Annotated in this window: 15 protein-coding genes; 2 read left to right on the forward strand and 13 right to left on the reverse strand. The window is 37.5% G+C overall.

The genetic code is table 11. From position 1 onward, the window contains the following. Nucleotides 1–20: 20 nt before the first annotated feature. Nucleotides 21–341 (reverse strand): hypothetical protein, encoded by a 321-nt coding sequence (locus ABN099_RS09435; RefSeq protein WP_349463434.1) that lies wholly within the window; start codon nt 339–341, stop codon nt 21–23. 277 nt (nt 342–618) lie between these two features. On the opposite strand from ABN099_RS09435, the gene ABN099_RS09440 reads away from it, so the two are divergent. Continuing rightward, nucleotides 619–1329 (forward strand): vWA domain-containing protein, encoded by a 711-nt coding sequence (locus tag ABN099_RS09440; RefSeq protein ID WP_349463435.1) that lies wholly within the window; start codon nt 619–621, stop codon nt 1327–1329. A 92-nt stretch (nt 1330–1421) separates the two neighbouring features. Here ABN099_RS09440 and pepT read toward each other — a convergent pair whose 3' ends face one another. The 5 genes from pepT to lolC form a co-directional block, all read right to left on the reverse strand. Then, complete coding sequence (gene pepT / locus ABN099_RS09445; protein WP_349463437.1) at nt 1422–2666, reverse strand: peptidase T; 1245 nt, start codon at nt 2664–2666, stop codon at nt 1422–1424. 51 nt (nt 2667–2717) lie between these two features. Then, a complete protein-coding gene (gene cobB, locus ABN099_RS09450; RefSeq protein ID WP_349463518.1) occupies nt 2718–3566 on the reverse strand; it encodes a Sir2 family NAD+-dependent deacetylase in 849 nt (282 codons plus the stop codon). 88 nt (nt 3567–3654) lie between these two features. Continuing rightward, a complete protein-coding gene (gene lolE, locus ABN099_RS09455; RefSeq protein ID WP_349463439.1) occupies nt 3655–4902 on the reverse strand; it encodes a lipoprotein-releasing ABC transporter permease subunit LolE in 1248 nt (415 codons plus the stop codon). Then, complete coding sequence (gene lolD / locus ABN099_RS09460; RefSeq protein WP_349463519.1) at nt 4902–5606, reverse strand: lipoprotein-releasing ABC transporter ATP-binding protein LolD; 705 nt, start codon at nt 5604–5606, stop codon at nt 4902–4904. The genes lolE and lolD overlap by 1 nt, the downstream gene beginning before the upstream one ends. A 43-nt stretch (nt 5607–5649) precedes the next feature. Further along, complete coding sequence (lolC, locus tag ABN099_RS09465) at nt 5650–6852, reverse strand: lipoprotein-releasing ABC transporter permease subunit LolC (protein WP_349463440.1); 1203 nt, start codon at nt 6850–6852, stop codon at nt 5650–5652. A 194-nt stretch (nt 6853–7046) separates the two neighbouring features. Between lolC and mfd the strand changes: the two genes are divergently transcribed. Further along, the gene (gene mfd, locus ABN099_RS09470) at nt 7047–10490 is read left to right on the forward strand and encodes a transcription-repair coupling factor (protein ID WP_349463441.1); all 3444 of its coding nucleotides are present in this window, start codon (nt 7047–7049) and stop codon (nt 10488–10490) included. Between the two features lie 175 nt (nt 10491–10665). On the opposite strand, the gene umoD is transcribed toward mfd, so the two are convergent. The 7 genes from umoD to ABN099_RS09505 form a co-directional block, all read right to left on the reverse strand. Next, the gene (umoD, locus tag ABN099_RS09475; RefSeq protein ID WP_349463442.1) at nt 10666–11166 is read right to left on the reverse strand and encodes a flagellar biogenesis regulator UmoD; all 501 of its coding nucleotides are present in this window, start codon (nt 11164–11166) and stop codon (nt 10666–10668) included. A gap of 884 nt (nt 11167–12050) precedes the next feature. Continuing rightward, the gene (locus ABN099_RS09480) at nt 12051–13358 is read right to left on the reverse strand and encodes an NAD(P)/FAD-dependent oxidoreductase (protein ID WP_349463443.1); all 1308 of its coding nucleotides are present in this window, start codon (nt 13356–13358) and stop codon (nt 12051–12053) included. Between the two features lie 456 nt (nt 13359–13814). Further along, nucleotides 13815–14351, reverse strand: a complete 537-nt coding sequence (gene ycfP / locus ABN099_RS09485) for an alpha/beta hydrolase YcfP (protein ID WP_349463444.1) — start codon at nt 14349–14351, stop codon at nt 13815–13817. Then, nucleotides 14348–15367 carry a beta-N-acetylhexosaminidase gene (gene nagZ, locus ABN099_RS09490; protein ID WP_349463446.1) on the reverse strand — a complete coding sequence of 340 codons (1020 nt, stop codon included), beginning with the start codon at nt 15365–15367 and terminating at the stop codon, nt 14348–14350. Before nagZ ends, ycfP begins: the two co-directional genes overlap by 4 nt. Nucleotides 15368–15405: 38 nt before the next feature. Beyond that, nucleotides 15406–16305 carry a phosphotransferase gene (locus ABN099_RS09495; protein WP_349463447.1) on the reverse strand — a complete coding sequence of 300 codons (900 nt, stop codon included), beginning with the start codon at nt 16303–16305 and terminating at the stop codon, nt 15406–15408. Further along, a complete protein-coding gene (locus tag ABN099_RS09500) occupies nt 16283–16873 on the reverse strand; it encodes a penicillin-binding protein activator LpoB (RefSeq protein WP_349463448.1) in 591 nt (196 codons plus the stop codon). Before ABN099_RS09500 ends, ABN099_RS09495 begins: the two co-directional genes overlap by 23 nt. A 17-nt stretch (nt 16874–16890) precedes the next feature. Further along, nucleotides 16891–17292, reverse strand: coding sequence for a YcfL family protein (locus ABN099_RS09505; protein WP_349463449.1), 402 nt, complete (start codon nt 17290–17292; stop codon nt 16891–16893). Between the last annotated feature and the right edge of the window lie 65 nt (nt 17293–17357).

Genomic DNA, 17357 nt, shown 5'->3' on the forward strand with positions numbered 1-17357 from the left:
AAAAAATAAACTCGCATCAGCTATTTTTTATACAATCGCTTTATATAATTAAGCGATACTTTTAAAAGCATTCTGGTACTTTTAAAATAAAATGGAATACAGATAAAGAAAGATATCTGAAGAGATAATAACAACAGTGTATATTTATTATTTAATGCATATAAAGAGCATAAAATAGAAAAAGAGATAACAAAATAGCTAATAAAAAAGAGTAATACTTGTTTTTCTGATTTTACAGTTACTATATCATCCTCATTATCAGTATTATTTTCTTTATTTTTTTGTATGGCTGCTTCTTTATCTATTATTGGTTCAAACAATACATCTGTTACTGCTTTCATTAAAACATCCTTATTTAATCATTTTATGATTAGTATAGTCGATGTTCTTTTCTTTTAATCTAGCAATATTCCTTAATAAATAACCTTATATTTATGGTTAAATAAATAATAATACTTATTTTAATAATTATTAAATAATCTAATTTAGATTTAAGTATTATTACATCCCGCATTGCTGGTTATCTTTCAGTCTATTCTGCTATTTTACTTTATTAATCACCTCTAAGATAAAATTAGATATTCACAAACATTCTCTTTTTTGACAATGGAGTCGTCTATGAAAAAGCTTATTACTTTTATTATTGCATTTATTTTACCTACAGCTGTATTTGCAGAATCTATTATCGCTCAGGATATAAAAGCACCACCAGTGGATACTGATATTATCTTTGTATTAGATAAAAGCGGTTCAATGCAAGGCTATGAAAAAGATACTATTGGTGGATTTAATACTATTTTAGCGGAAAATAAAAATCGCCCTGAAAACGTCTATATCACAACTATCTTATTTGATAGCAAAGTTCACAAACTACATAACCGTGTTGATATTAATAAAATAAAAGATCTAACCGCAAACGACTATTTTGCCTCTGGTAATACAGCATTACTTGATGCTGTAGGCAGCGCTATTATCGATGGGCACAAACCAAACTCACCTTATAAAAATGTGATGATGGTGATCATTACCGATGGTGAAGAAAATAGTAGCCGTGAATATTCACTAGATACAGTAAAATCATTAATAAATTCAGCAGAAAAAGAGAAAGGTTGGGAGTTTGTTTTCTTAGGTGCCAATATTGATGCAATCGGTGCTGCTGAAAGTATTGGTATTAAATCATCGAACTCAACACAATATATTCAAGATGCTAAAGGTTATGAAAATGCCTATGAATCCGTTAATAAAGCGGTTCAGTCTAAAATAGAAGGTAAAGTATTGACTGAAGATTGGAAATCATCTGTTGAGCAAGATGCGAAAGAGAGACAATAATCTGCCATAAAAAAGAGTAAATACTAATTTATCCAAAAATAACAATAGCCGATATTTCGGCTATTGTTTTATATAATCTGCTTACTTGTAAATTAGCTAATGACTTTTGCTTTTTCTCTTTCAGCGGTAATTTCTGCAATACGCATAATCACACTCACAGCAGCTTCCATACCTTCAAGAGAAATAAACTCATGTTTACCATGGAAGTTATACCCCCCCGTGAAAATATTTGGGCAAGGTAAGCCACGATAAGAAAGCTGAGCACCATCAGTACCACCGCGGATCGGCTTTATATCTGGTTCAATTTCACAATCGATCATTGCTTGTTTAGCAATATCAATCACATGTGGAAACTGAACAACCTTATCGTGCATATTGTAATAACTGTCATCAATCGTCAGCTCAATATAACAGTCTGGGTGTAGGCCTTTGCCCACTTTCTCTGCTATCGCAATCATATTTTGTTTGCGTTTTTCAAACTGATTACGATTAAAATCACGGATAATATAGTGCATATCCGCTCTTTCTACCGTACCTTTAATACTCTGAAGATGGTAAAAACCTTCATAACCATCCGTATTTTCAGGTGTTTCATCGATAGGTAATTCTTGATGTATACGTGAAGCTAAACCTAACGCATTCACCATCACCCCTTTTGCACTGCCAGGATGAACATTATTACCGACAATTTTGATACTAACTGATGCCGCATTGAAGTTTTCATACTCCAATTCACCAACACCACCACCATCTACGGTATATGCCCAGCTTGCGCCAAATGCGTTTAAATCAACATAATGCGCACCTCTGCCAATCTCTTCATCTGGCGTAAAGGCGATACGAATATCACCATGTGGTCGATTAGTCTCTTTTAAGCGCACCATCGCAGTGATGATTTCAGCAATACCTGCTTTATCATCAGCACCGAGTAATGTTTTGCCGTCTGTTGTAATTAATGTTTTCCCAATCATTGAGTGTAAAATTGGAAACATAACAGGTGATAACACTTCATCACCAATACCAAGGGCAATATCTCCCCCTCGATAATCTTCAAGCACTTGTGGCTTTACATGCTTGCCTGAAAAATCAGGTGCGGTATCAAGGTGAGAAATAAAACCAATCACAGGTACTGGCCATGCGACATTAGAGGGTAGTCCTGCCATTACACAGCCTTTATCGCTAAGTGTAACATCAGAAAAACCCAATTTTTTTAACTCTTGTGCCAAGGCTTTTGCTAACTTTAACTGCCCATCACTGCTTGGCGACATTTTTGAAGATGGCTTTGATTGAGTATCAAAACTAATGTATTCAAAAAACCGTTCTAATAATTTATCCATTTTGCCCCCTAAATCTCTCTAAGATTCATAATAGGGAACTTTAAGAAATAATTATTGCGTCAAATCAGCTTTAGGATCATTAATCAAATCAAACAATTTATGAACATAATCATCAACAACCTGACTTGCTGGTCCATAATGTTTTTCTTCAAACTGACTTTCAACTAAACTTGGCTCAAGATTTAGCTCAACGGTATGCGCTCCCGTCAGTTTTGCCTCATGTACAAATCCAGCCGCAGGATACACATTGCCAGATGTTCCAATAGAGATAAAAATATCTGCATCAGCCAATGCTTGATAAATCTCTTCCATACCAATAGGCATCTCGCCGAACCACACAATATGTGGACGTAAAGGTGATGGGAATTGACAACAATGGCAGTGGTCACTCGTTGTCAAATCACCTTTCCATTCAAAAACTTGACGAGACTGAGGGCAACGGACTTTTAGCAACTCACCATGCATATGTAAAACATTCTGACTACCTGCTTTTTCATGCAAATTATCGATGTTTTGTGTAACAAGTAAGAAGTTTTCTTTACCAAGACGTTGTTCAAGCTTTGCTAATGCGTAGTGAGCTTCATTAGGCTCAATAGTAGGCTGTTGCAGTTGACGACGACGTTCATTATAAAACTGCTGAACTAATTGGGGATTTCGTTGATAACCTTCTGGTGTTGCGACATCTTCAACACGGTGCTCTTCCCATAAGCCATCTTCTGAGCGGAATGTTTTTATTCCTGATTCAGCTGAAATGCCCGCCCCTGTTAATACAACGACTTTGGGTAAATTCATTTCATGCTCCGTTTTATGGGTTAAGTGAAAATAGCGACAACGAGCATGTTGTCTGCGTAAATACTTAATCTTACGATATTTCCTAAACCGACGATGACGAAGTTTCATCATAACAATCCTTGGTTCTCACTTTTAAAATATAACGGTTTTAAATTAACGATTTTAATGTGTTCTATTTATTTTTATGCCATTAAACTTACTGTCCACTTAAAATTCTCGCCGGAGAGAGTTTAGTTGCCCTACGAGCAGGATACCAACTTGCAATCAGACTTAAGATAACAGTGGTAAGAAATACTGAAAAAACATCTATTCCGTGAATTTCAGAAGGTAGAAAATCAACAAAATAGACATCTCCTGAAAGAACACTATGTCCGGTTAATGATTCAATAGCTGAAACCAAAGGGGTGAGATTTAGCGCAACCAAAACACCCACAATAACCCCAGCGACACATCCAACCATGCCAGATAACAAACCATACCATAGGAAGATGTTGCGAATATGACTGTCTCTTGCACCTAACGTTCTTAAAATAGCGATATCACCACTTTTATCTCTAACTGCCATAATCAGCGTAGAAACAATATTGAAGCAGGCAACGCCAATCACTAAAATCATAGACAAATACATAATGCTACGGATCATTTGAATATCGCTATACATATAACCATAGTCACTTATCCAACTTTTCGCATAAACATATTCTTGGCTATTTAGCCCCGCATTATGAATAACTTCATTAGCAGTGAAAGGATCGACCGTTTTTACTTCAATACCCGTAACACCATTGCCGTAATCCATATATTGCTGAGCATCAGCAAGGGGAATAAGCGCTAATTGGTGATCAAGCATACCACTTAGGCGAAAAATACCGCCGACCTGTAAACGAATACGCTTAGGTTGTAATAACTTAGTTGGATCGTCATTATTAGGGATTAAGACCGTTAGCCAATCCCCTTTTGTCATTTTTAATGCGTCAGCAACACCTTGCCCAATAATAATTTGCTGCTTGCCTGCTTTAAAATCTTGCCATGCATTATCTTGAACATAGCTGGGTAATAAGCTGATATCGGCTTGTTTCTCTGGCAAAACCCCCATAACTTGTACCGCTTTTAAATCTGTGCCTTTTTCTAATAGCCCAGTAAGCAAGATATAAGGAGCAGCCGCCTCAACGCCAGGTGTATTTTCGATACGTGGTAACGCCGATTGCCATTGCTTAAATGGCTGTTCGACTGAATAGATTTGCCCATGAGGAACAACGGATAGAATACGGTTTTTTAACTCCCGTTCAAACCCATTCATCGCACTCAAACCGATAATAAGGACCGCGACACCGAGCATAATCCCTAATGTCGATATAATTGAAATTAAAGAGACCATTCCTGCGCGTTTTCGCCCTTTTGAAAAACGCAAAGCCGTCACTAAAGCGAGTGGCAACTGAGCCATTATTTCACTCCTGAAACCGAATCATGTTGCTGTAATTGACCATCTTTCATTTCAAGCTGGCGTTGAAAACGTGCAGCTAATGCCAAATCATGCGTCACCACCAGAAATGCTGTTTTTTTCTCTTTATTTAACTTAAGCAGCAATTCAAAAATAGCTTCCGCATTTTTTTGGTCAAGATTACCAGTGGGCTCATCTGCAAGTACTAATGCGGGATCATTCACAAGTGCTCTGGCGATAGCAACGCGCTGTCTTTCACCACCAGAAAGCTCAGAAGGTCGATGATGTGCGCGATCTTTTAAACCAACCGCTTCTAAAAGTGACATCGCTTTTTCTTTGGCTTTAGCCACATTAACACCACCAATCATTAAAGGCATTGCGACATTTTCTAGTGCCGTAAAGTCTGGTAATAAGTGGTGAAATTGGTAAATAAAGCCGAGTTGAGTATTACGCAAATCCGCTTTTTGCGAAGATGAAAGCTTATTAAGTGATTGTCCCTTGAAAAAAACTTCGCCTGAACTTGGAGAATCTAAACCACCAAGCAAATGCAACAAGGTACTTTTACCAGACCCCGAGCTTCCCACAATAGCGAGAAAATCCCCTTCTCCCATGGAAAAAGAGACTGATTTTAAAACTTGTGTTGAGATAAGACCATCTTTGTACTCTTTACACAGCGCATGGCAATCTAACAAAAATTTTTTCTCAATTTGCTCTTGTACTTCTGATGGGTATTCTGATTTTAAAAGAGAATTACTCATAACGTAGCGCCTCTGCTGGCTGAATTATAGCTGCCCGCCAAGACGGGTATAAAGTCGATAGAAGTGAAATAACAATCGCGGCAAAACCAATAATAAATACGCGTCCCCACTCTAATGTTGCAGGTAATTCAACACCATGAGGAATAAGCCCAACCGCGGGCATAATGGTATTTAGTTGACTAGAAAGTAAAGCACCTAATAATCCACCAGCAATAGCGCCAATAATACCGGCACCAGCACCTTGAAGCATAAAGATAGACATTATCTGAGAACGCTTTAAACCCATGGTTTGCAAAATAGCGACTTCACCTTGTTTTTCCATCACTAATAATGAAAGAGAAGTAATAATATTAAAAGCCGCTACAGCAATGATTAAGCTTAATAATAATCCCATCATATTTTTTTCCATTTTGACTGCTTGGAAAAATTCACCTTTACGTTCACGCCAATCTTTCCAACTTAACCCTTCAGGTAAAGATTGTGCACTGTATTTTTCGATATTAAGTGGAGATGAGAAAAAGAGCCGCCATCCAGTAATATTACCCGGTTGATAGCGCATTAAACGCGCAGCATCTTGTTGGTTAACCAAAATTTGTGAAGCATCTGCATCACCGCCACTTTGAAAAACCCCTTTAACGGTAAACAGTCGTTGACTTGGCATTCTGCCCATTGGCGTTAGTTGGCTAACGCTAGGCACGATTAAACGAATACTATCCCCTTCTTTTGCTTTTAGTTGTTTCGCTAAGCCATTACCGAGGATCACGCCATATTCGCCAGCTTTAAGCATTGAAAAGTTACCATAACGAATATATTGCGTTAGTGGTTCGTCTTGCGCTTTTTCAACACCTAACATAATGCCGACGCTGATATTGTCTTTACTCTGTAAAACAACATCACCTTCCACTAAAGGTACAACATTTATAACACCTTCTCGTTTTAATAAAGTTTCAGCAGTGCTATCTTGTTTTGGCAATTGTCCATTAGGGGTTGTGATAATTGCCTGTGGAATATACGCCAATATACTGTCTTGTAATGAACGCTCGAAACCATTCATTACCGACGTAACAGTAATAAGTGCCGCAACACCTAACATAATCCCTAAAGCCGATAGCCAAGAGACAAAACGACCGAATTTATCGACCGCACGACCCCGCATATAACGGAGCCCTATAAAAAATGAGACAGAATTGTACATGAAATCTGTGCTGTTCCTGTTGCTAATGCGAAGTGTTCAGGGATAATAAAGGGTAGTCTTACTGAATGGAACCACTCTATTCCCAAACTGTGGTTTTTTCTTTTATCTTAACCTGCCCGCCAGTTTAAGCTTTAGCGATTACGCTGAAGATGTGTTGGGAGTTAACTACAACCAAGAGTTCACATTACACGCTTATGTCCTCAGAATATCGTTATCAACTTCCTGTTAAACAAGGGGATACTCGCCAGCTAGGTCAGCTGACTGGTGCCGCTTGTGCCTTAGAATGCGCAGATATCATTAAACGTCATTCGGGATTAGTTGTTCTTGTTACGCGCGATATGCAAAATGCATTGCGTTTACAAGATGAAATCCGCCAGTTTTGTGATTATCCGGTAGATACACTCTCTGATTGGGAAACCTTGCCTTACGACAGTTTTTCACCTCATCAAGAAATTATCTCTAATCGCCTTTCTACGCTATACCGTATCCCATCACTTCTCAAGGGAATTTTAATCTTACCTGTCAATACGTTAATGCAAAAAGTCTGTCCTACGGATTATCTCGCAGGTCATGCATTAATAATGCAAAAAGGTGAGTTACTTTCCCGTGATAATTTCCGTAAAACGCTCGATGAAGCCGGATATCGCCATGTAGAACAAGTATTAGAACATGGTGAATATGCGACGCGAGGCGCATTACTCGATCTTTTTCCTATGGGAAGCGAGTTTCCATTTCGTATTGATTTTTTTGATGACGAAATTGATAGTTTGCGTACTTTTGATGTTGATACACAACGTACTTTAGCTGAAGTTGAGCAAATAAATCTGTTACCTGCCCACGAATTTCCTACTGATGCAAATGCTATTGAGTTATTTCGCAGTCAGTGGCGTGAGCGTTTCGATGTAAGACGTGATCCCGAACATATCTATCAGCAAGTGAGCAAACAAGTATTACCCGCTGGAATTGAATATTGGCAATCGCTATTTTTTGAGCAGCCATTATCAAATTTATTTGCTTATTTTCCTCAAAACACGTTGATTGTTACGCAAGATCTCCAAGATTCAGCTGATAAATTTTGGCAAGATATTAATCAACGCTATGAAAGTAGACGCGTGGATCCCATGCGTCCTCTGTTGCCGCCTGATGACATTTGGCTCAATGTTGATAATTTCAATAAAGCACTAAAACAGTGGCCACGAATTCAGTTACGTAGCGAAATTTTGCCTGAAAAAGCCGGACAAACAAATCTTGGCTATCAAGTGCTGCCTGATTTATCGATTAATGCACAAAGCAAGTCTCCACTCGATAACTTACGTCGCTTCCAAGAGCAATTTTCAGGCAGCATTGTTTTCTCTGTTGAAAGTGAAGGTCGTCGTGAAACAGTACAAGAACTGTTATCTCGAATAAAAATCGCACCAAAACAAATTATTGAATTAGCGGATGCTAAAGAAAAAGGCTTCTACTTTATTATTGGTGCCGCTGAACACGGTTTTATTGATAGCCACCGCCAACTAGCAATGGTTTGTGAAAGCGATATGTTAGGCGAACGAGTAAACCGTCGTCGACAAGATAATCGCCGCGCTATCAATACTGATACTCTAATTCGTAACCTTGCTGAACTAAGCCCAGGGCAGCCAGTTGTTCACCTTGAACATGGTGTAGGTCGATATCAAGGCATGACTACACTAGAGGCGGGTGGCGTTAAAGCTGAGTATTTAATGCTAACTTATGCTGGTGGCGATAAACTTTATGTTCCCGTCTCTTCATTGCACCTCATTAGCCGTTATTCTGGTGGTGCTGATGATAATGCACCACTTCATAAGTTAGGTGGTGAAGCTTGGACTCGCGCCCGTCAAAAAGCTGCTGAGAAAGTGCGTGATGTCGCTGCTGAGCTATTAGATATTTATGCTCAACGTGAAGTTAAAACAGGTTTTGCCTTTAAAATGGATAGAGAGCAGTACCACTCTTTCCGTCAAAGTTTCCCTTTTGAAACCACACCTGATCAAGAAATGGCAATTAACGCTGTTCTTAGTGATATGTGTCAAGCTATTGCGATGGATAGATTAGTTTGTGGTGATGTTGGTTTTGGTAAAACTGAAGTGGCAATGCGTGCTGCTTTTCTTGCCGTTAACAATAATAAGCAAGTGGCTATTTTAGTACCAACAACACTGCTTGCTCAGCAGCACTTCGATAATTTCCGTGATCGCTTTGCTAACTGGCCTGTTAATATTGAGATGATCTCACGTTTTCGTAGCGCCAAAGAGCAACAATTGATCACTGAAAAATTAGCCGAAGGGACAATTGATATTGTGATTGGTACCCATAAGTTATTACAACCTAATATTCAGTGGAAAGATCTGGGGCTGTTAATCGTTGATGAAGAGCACCGCTTTGGTGTACGCCATAAAGAACGAATTAAAGCGATGCGGGCTAATGTTGATATTCTAACATTAACCGCAACGCCAATTCCTCGTACCTTAAATATGGCAATGAGTGGTATGCGTGACCTTTCGATTATTGCCACACCACCCGCACGTCGTTTATCAGTTAAAACCTTTGTACGAGAGTATGATGAATTAGTTGTACGCGAAGCGATATTGCGTGAAACCTTACGGGGTGGGCAAGTTTACTATTTATATAATGATGTTGAAAATATTGAAAAAGCCCGCGATAGACTTGCTGAATTAGTACCAGAAGCACGAATTGGTATTGGTCATGGTCAAATGCGTGAAAGAGATCTTGAACGCGTGATGAATGATTTTCACCATCAACGCTTTAACGTATTACTTTGTACTACCATTATTGAAACAGGTATTGATATTCCAAGCGCTAATACCATTATTATTGAACGAGCTGACCATTTTGGTTTAGCGCAGTTGCATCAGTTACGTGGACGTGTCGGTCGTTCACATCACCAAGCTTATGCTTATCTGCTTACGCCACACCCGAAATCGATGACCAAAGATGCGCATAAACGCTTAGAGGCGATTGCTTCTCTTGAAGATCTTGGTGCGGGCTTTGCACTCGCTACTCATGATTTAGAAATTCGAGGTGCCGGTGAACTATTAGGCGAAGAGCAAAGCGGACAAATGAATACCGTTGGCTTCTCGTTATATATGGAATTGTTAGAAAGTGCAGTTGAAGCATTAAAAGAGGGTCGAGAACCTTCTTTAGAAGATCTCACCAATCAGCAAACTGAAATTGAACTCAGAATGCCAGTTCTGTTACCTGATGATTATATTCCTGATGTTAATGTTAGGCTCTCATTCTATAAACGCATTGCCAGTGCAAGCGATTTAAATGAGCTGAATGATTTAAGAGCTGAGCTTATCGATAGGTTTGGTACATTGCCAGATGCAGGACGTAATCTGCTACGTAATGCCGCTATTCGTCTTAATGCCATGAATTTAGGTATCACCCGTATTGAAGCACATGACAAAGGCGGATTTATCGAATTTGGTGAGAAAAATAGTGTAGACCCGAGTTATTTAATTAGCTTGTTACAAGAGCAACCTCTTGTTTTCCGTTTAGATGGGCCAACAAAATTGAAATTTATTGTTGATCTTACAGAGCGAGAAAAACGACTTGTCTTTATAGATAACATGCTTGAAGCATTTGCTGAGCATCGCATCAGATAATCATGTAGCTGTAGATAACCAACGGATAAAAGGCGTAAATTAAAATATTTACGCCTTTTATTTTGGTATTCAATGTCACTGGTGTGCTTACTAAAATAATGACAACTGATAACTTAACTATTTGCTGTACTACTTTTTGTACTTGTATTTATACTTATCTTTATAAAGTAAATTTTTATTCTTTTCGACAAGGAACATTTTCATTCATTGAACAATAAGGTTCTTGTTCTAAAATCAGTCGTCCTTGTGGGTCTAATGCAATAGTATCGCCTGGTTTAAAGGTTGTACGCACTTTTCCTGGTGTTCCATCAATGGTGTACAGCACATCATAACCAACGACTCTACGTTCTTGGCGATAAATAGGAATACACTCTTTAAATTGTGGATATGGGAATCGTACAATATTTTTATCGTTGAGTGCTTCAATCATATAAAAAATTTGGCACTCTTTTTCTGCTGGGTGAAATCTTGATAAGTTTTCTGGTGTAAATGGTGTCGGTAAACCAATACGGTGACAATATTCTTCTGTAACAAAAACTGTCGATTTTATTGGTGTTGCTGAAACAACATGAGCGAATTGAGGCTGTGGGAAAACCCACCGCCATGCGATAAACGAAAGAATAGCTAATACAATGATTAGTCCTATCAGTGTGTATTTTCTGATATCAACACTCACTTTTTCCCCTTTTTATCTGTTTTATCCTTAATTTTATTACTCTTAAGTCATTATATAATCACTTGGTTTTTATAAGTGGTTAATATAGTTGGTATTAACTTAAATTATATCGTTTTACTTAAGAGTTTATATAACGTCCTTGACTGTTAACATAATAAATAAACTACGTATTTATGACATGTTAAATACACCACTATTTTTTGTTTTTATTACCTAATTAAATAAATATTCTATATTTTTTAAGATCTAATCCTAATATTAAGAGAGCATTTGACTTATTTAAATAGAGTGTAAAGTTCAGCTAGGACTATAATGCGACAACACAGCATTATGATAACAGCGACTTAACATTTGTTGCCTATTTACTTTATTCGTAACTATCTTAATTACTATGATAGAAAAAGGCCTGACTAAATCAGTAAATTTAACTAATCAAAAAAAACAAATAAAAATAACAAGTTAACGCATTTCTATTATATGAATAAATAATTAATCTTTTAATTATTTCACGCAAATTACCATAACACTTTATCGTAAAAAATAATGAAATAAACGAAACTTTTTATTTAAGAAAAGTCTTAAATAATTCAACTTAATAATTAAAGGGATCCTATCGTTTAAATTATAACTATTTAACCTTAATGGTAAAATTATATTTAACATTGTTAGGTTATGCTTTAGAGTTATTTGTTATTTTTAAGATAAACAGCTAAATCATCTAGTACTTTATGCTACTATTTTTCAGCTTATTTAGATAATCTCATTTAGAATTTTATCTGTAAAGAAAAATAGATAAAAAACCCTCATATAAAATGAGGGTCTTCGTCGTATTACTTTTGTCTAGAGAAGAGAGCAAAAGATACATTCCACCAGCAAAACTGAAGTTAATGTAGTTTCAGTTTTGGTTTAATAACACGATTAATAGATCCGACCAGCATCATTAATCCTGTTTTTATATATCCATGCAGTGCAATTTGATGCATTCGATAAAGTGATATATAAACGATACGAGCAATACGCCCTTCTATCATCATGTCACCTTTCATTAGATTTCCCATCAAACTACCAACAGTACTAAATTTAGAAAGTGAAACTAAAGAGCCATGATCTTTATACACATACTCTTTTAGCGGCTTATCTTTTAACATTGCTAAAATATTACTATAACAACGACTCGCCATTTGGTGTGCTGATTGCGCTCTTGGTGGCACAAAGCCGCCTTCTTTTCTTGGGCAAGATGCACAATCGCCAATGGCAAAAATAGCATCATCTAATGTAGTTTGTAATGTTGGTTTTACAACTAATTGATTAATTCTGTTGGTTTCTAGCCCCGCTATTTCTTTTATAAAATCAGGTGCTTTAATACCTGCCGCCCATACCATTAAGTCAGCATCTATATGCTCACCTTCTTTTGTATTTAAACCGTGATCATCAGCGCTAGTTATCATTGTTTGGGTCATCACTCGAACACCTAATTTGGTTAATTCGTGATGTGCCGCACTTGAAATACGAACAGGTAATGCTGGTAATATACGTTCACCCGCTTCAACTAAAGTAATATTCAGTGTTGATGGGGCTAATTTCTTTAAACCATAACTATTAAGTTGTCGAACAGCATTATGCAACTCAGCCGAAAGTTCAACCCCCGTTGCACCACCACCCACAATAGCAATATTGACTTTACGCCCTTCGGCTTCGGCATTAGCATCTGCTGAATATTTTAAAAACAGATTCAACATTTCGTTATGAAAACGGTGAGCTTGTTGAGGACTATCGAGAAAAATACAGTTTTCTTTAATACCTGGAGTACCAAAATCGTTTGATTTACTTCCCAGAGCCATCACTAAAATATCGTATTCCAGTTCACGTTCAGGAACTAATAACTCTTGGTGTTCATCATAAATAGCCGCTAGCGTGACTGCTTTTTTCTCACGAGAAAGTCCAGTTAGTGAGCCAAGTTGAAAATTAAAATGATGATTATGTCCATGAGCTAAATAGCTTAATGCATCAACACCATCATCTAATGATCCTGTTGCAACTTCATGTAAAAGTGGTTTCCATAAATGACTATTATTTCTATCAACTAAGGTGATTTCAGCTTTTTTACGCCGACCTAATTTATCCCCTAATTTGGTTGCAAGCTCTAATCCGCCAGCCCCACCACCTACGATAACAATTTTTGTTAATGACATGAGTGTCACTCCATAAAGATATTTACTGTTGTTATTTAAGTAGGCTTGGTGAAATCTACTTTGATAACGACAGTTAAATCGTTTCGGCTATTATTTTTGTTTTCACACAAGTTAATTGGCAAGATGGTTATACTAAAGTTGATTTATATCAAAAATATTTGAATATTCATATCTCTTTTTTGATAAAGCCAAGTGTAAATTGCATATTATTGTTCAATAAAGCATCCAAAAGCAGGCTTAAAATAATTTAATATTTATTAATCAAGTAGATAACTAATATTTTTTAAATGTAACGATTGATATCAAGAAAAAAATGATAAAAAGGGCAGTAAAAACATGACATCAAACGGATGTTTAAATGCAGCAAGGAAGTCCAATAACGGGGGGGGGAGAAATAGGGAATAAAAAATGGATGAAGATAGCTTCATCCATCTTAAAATAGCTGTTTTTAATACACTATTTGGTATTAAAAGCTTTAATTTTGAACAGGTGTTCAGAGAGATTTTTAAATTTATGCGATTGATTATCATCCCAAACTACTGAGTAATATGGTGATAACTCATCTGCAGAACGTTGATTATCTAAGATTTCATCATGACGAGATAAAATCACTAATGCATTGTCTCTATTTCTAGAACGGAAATCTTTAATGCATTTTGTCGCGATATCTAAATACTCTTCTGGTCTGTCAATTTTATCCGTCATATTTTCGTAAGGAAAAAGATTTGGATTTATCATTACTTGACGAATATTACACAAGAAACCAATACGTTCAGCCCAGTAGCCGCCTAATCCAACACCACAAATTAAAACGGGTTCTTTGGTTGATTTAATCACTTTATCCGTTTCTTTCAACAAATGTTGCATATCATGACGAGGATGCAACGTGCTGTAGCTAATAAAACGAACATCAGGATCAATAAACTGTAGCTGTAAAACTTTCTCATGATTTCCAGGACTACTGGAATCAAAACCATGTAAATATATAATCATGCGCGCTCCTGCCATTGCTCCTGTAATTGGGTCAACAACTGATTCGATTTTTTCCAACGATCAGATGCTTGAAGCTCACTCAAGGTGTAGCGACCTCGATGATGGTACAATGCAGAAATTCGATCTGCTTTGACGGAGGACAGGTTATCTAACACACTCACTGCACCTTTACGATTATTACACACTAAAAGCATATCACAGCCCGCATCTAACGAACGCTGCGCTCTTTCTGGGTAACTGCCCATAATCGCCGCGCCTTCCATTGAGAGATCATCAGAAAAAATCACCCCTTGGAAACCAAGTTGCTCACGTAATACTGATTTTAACCAATAAGATGAACCACTTGCCGGACGCTCATCAATCTGAGAATAGATAACATGTGCTGGCATAATTGCATCAAGCAATTGACGCTGAATAAAATCTTTAAAGATAGACATATCATGTTGGCGAATATCATCTAATGAGCGTTCATCACGAGGTGTCTCTTTATGAGAATCGGCTCTTACGCCACCGTGCCCAGGGAAATGTTTACCTGTTGATTTCATTCCAGCTGAACGCATTCCTTTAATAAAGCTTTCAGCCATCACCATTGCGACTTCCGGTGAGTCATGAAAAGCACGCTCGCCAATCGCAATGCAGTTATGACCTAAGTCAAGCACAGGTGCAAAGCTAATATCAATATCCATGGCAATCATTTCAGAAGCCATAAGCCACCCTGCTTCTTGAGCTAATTGGCTTGCTTGATAAGCTTCATTTAAAGCTGCATAAGATTGAGCTGCGGGTATGCGAGTAAAGCCATCGCGAAAACGTTGTACACGACCACCCTCTTGATCGACAGCAATAACAAGGCGCTCGCGTGAAGCATCTCGTATTTGACGCACTAATTCATTTAATTGTTCGGCATCGTGGAAGTTGCGGGTAAAAAGGATTAATCCACCAACAAGTGGATGCTTTAAGATTTCGCGCTCCTCACTATCGAGTTCATATCCTTCAACATCAAGCATTACTGGACCCATAACATTCCTCTCTTGGTAATTTTGACAATATAATGTCTTTAGTTCATCAGACTAAAATAGCGACGCAAAGATTCAGACATTATTAAAAATGATTCATCTTTTGTTTGCTGCCAACGCACTTCATACCACATTAGCATCATATAAAAAATGAATGGCTCTCTAGAAATAATACGCTTTCTTAGTTGTTCAACGGAATAAAATATTCCCTCTTTTGCTTGAAAACCGTGACTATGATATGAACAATAATAGTGTAAAAACTGCGTTTGTTGCTCAACATCTAATTGGTTAGCAGCAAAAAATGTCATTAGTGAATCTGCTATATCAATATCGGCAGCATATTCCCAATCAATAAATTTTATACCTGAATCACTTAGAAGAATATTAGTAGGATGTAAATCCATGTGAGCGGGCGCGTATTTTATAAGATTGTGGTGCGGTTGATGCAAAAAATCACGTTGTAAGCGTAACCATTTAGGTGATAAACGATTTTTATCAATGCCATACCAATAAACAGATAGTTCATGGCAAAGATCAAGAGGATAACCAAAAGGTTTTAGCTGATGCAGTGTGGCAATTTTTTGAGCTAAAGGTTGAAGATAAACACTGAAAAGTTGTTTATGTGAGAGGTGTTTTCCTTCTTGCCAATGAAGAAAAAACCATTCGCCGCAACGAGTGGCAACGTTGGGCGATAAATCAGAGCCAGAAAGCTGCTTTAAAATTGCATACTCTTTTCTGGCTCTCACAAATAAAGCTGTTTTTTCTATACCATAATATCGAGCAACCCAATCAATTTCAGCATATTGAACGCGGAAAGAACCACCGCCTAATCCTGCTAATGCTGTAATTGTCCAATCACTCAATGTTGTTGTTGGAAATAAAGCCTGCAACACATTGAGTAATTTAGCGTAATGCGAGTCACTCAACCTTATTGCGCCCATTCCAGAGTATTTCACCCGTAGAAACAGACATTAATTGCATATTGATCACGCGGTTATCTTTTTTGCCATCAACCGTTGAAAATAGGATGTAATCGGCGTGCAAATAACGTGCTAATCCAATGGCAGCGCTACGTAGCCCTAAGCTATCTTCACCAGATAATCCAAGTGCTTTTCTTGCCGACATCATCTGAGCATAAGGTACTGTTTGCAGAGCACTTATTTGATTTACTGATTGGATAATTGTATTAGTGGCATTAACCGCTTGGATATTTCCACCTGAATTATTTTTAACATTATCAACAACTAATAATTTACCAGCAATAAGATCATCAGTAACAGCCATTTGTCTAATTAATGGCTGAATAGCGGTATTCCAATCGATGCTCGTAATTTTAGGCGGTGTTGGAACGACCTCTATCGGAGGTTCAATTGGTGTTACTGGCTCGACAGGTTCAAGAGGTTCTGTTGGTGTAACAGGCTCTACAGTCACTGGTGGCTGTTGTGGCAACATAGATGGGCAACCTGCAAGTAAAAAAACAGACATCACCACAAATAAAATTCTTTTCATACGGCGGTTACCTTATCCTAAATAAAAAGATAGACCCTGACATAACTAATTGTTTTATCTGGTATATCGGCACTAATTTCACTATCACCATCACCCAAAATAGTCACATCATTTACACGACCAGCAGGAGACACTTCAAGTCCTTGTTCGTTATACCAATAAAAGCGATAACGGATAGAAACAGGATAAGACTGTGTATTAGATAGCATTACAGTTGCACGGGTACCATTTACATGTTGCGTTATAGCCGGACGTCCTGCAACTATCCCAGCCGCTAATACTGATGGCTCCATAACTATCGCCTGCTGGCGATTAAAATAGAGCTTATTATCTGCATTTGATGATAAACATCCAGTGATCAATGTCGTTATAAACAGTATAACAAGTAATGAAAATGGCGACTTATCTTGTCTTATCATGCATAGTTTCCCGTTATCGCGCTTATTAGCGTCATAATTCCTTATTAGAAAATTATTAACCAATG

Source organism: Proteus hauseri (assembly GCF_040139125.1).
Lineage (GTDB): Bacteria > Pseudomonadota > Gammaproteobacteria > Enterobacterales > Enterobacteriaceae > Proteus > Proteus hauseri_B.

Excerpts from the sequence above, each read along its gene's own strand:
- ABN099_RS09435 (WP_349463434.1), bottom strand. The coding sequence starts at position 341 with ATGAAAGCAGTAACAGATGTATTGTTTGAACCAATAATAGATAAAGAA.
- ABN099_RS09440 (WP_349463435.1), top strand. The coding sequence starts at position 619 with ATGAAAAAGCTTATTACTTTTATTATTGCATTTATTTTACCTACAGCT.
- pepT (WP_349463437.1), bottom strand. The coding sequence starts at position 2,666 with ATGGATAAATTATTAGAACGGTTTTTTGAATACATTAGTTTTGATACT.
- cobB (WP_349463518.1), bottom strand. The coding sequence starts at position 3,566 with ATGAAACTTCGTCATCGTCGGTTTAGGAAATATCGTAAGATTAAGTAT.
- lolE (WP_349463439.1), bottom strand. The coding sequence starts at position 4,902 with ATGGCTCAGTTGCCACTCGCTTTAGTGACGGCTTTGCGTTTTTCAAAA.
- lolC (WP_349463440.1), bottom strand. The coding sequence starts at position 6,852 with ATGTACAATTCTGTCTCATTTTTTATAGGGCTCCGTTATATGCGGGGT.
- mfd (WP_349463441.1), top strand. The coding sequence starts at position 7,047 with ATGTCCTCAGAATATCGTTATCAACTTCCTGTTAAACAAGGGGATACT.
- ABN099_RS09480 (WP_349463443.1), bottom strand. The coding sequence starts at position 13,358 with ATGTCATTAACAAAAATTGTTATCGTAGGTGGTGGGGCTGGCGGATTA.
- ycfP (WP_349463444.1), bottom strand. The coding sequence starts at position 14,351 with ATGATTATATATTTACATGGTTTTGATTCCAGTAGTCCTGGAAATCAT.
- nagZ (WP_349463446.1), bottom strand. The coding sequence starts at position 15,367 with ATGGGTCCAGTAATGCTTGATGTTGAAGGATATGAACTCGATAGTGAG.
- ABN099_RS09495 (WP_349463447.1), bottom strand. The coding sequence starts at position 16,305 with ATGGGCGCAATAAGGTTGAGTGACTCGCATTACGCTAAATTACTCAAT.
- ABN099_RS09500 (WP_349463448.1), bottom strand. The coding sequence starts at position 16,873 with ATGAAAAGAATTTTATTTGTGGTGATGTCTGTTTTTTTACTTGCAGGT.
- ABN099_RS09505 (WP_349463449.1), bottom strand. The coding sequence starts at position 17,292 with ATGATAAGACAAGATAAGTCGCCATTTTCATTACTTGTTATACTGTTT.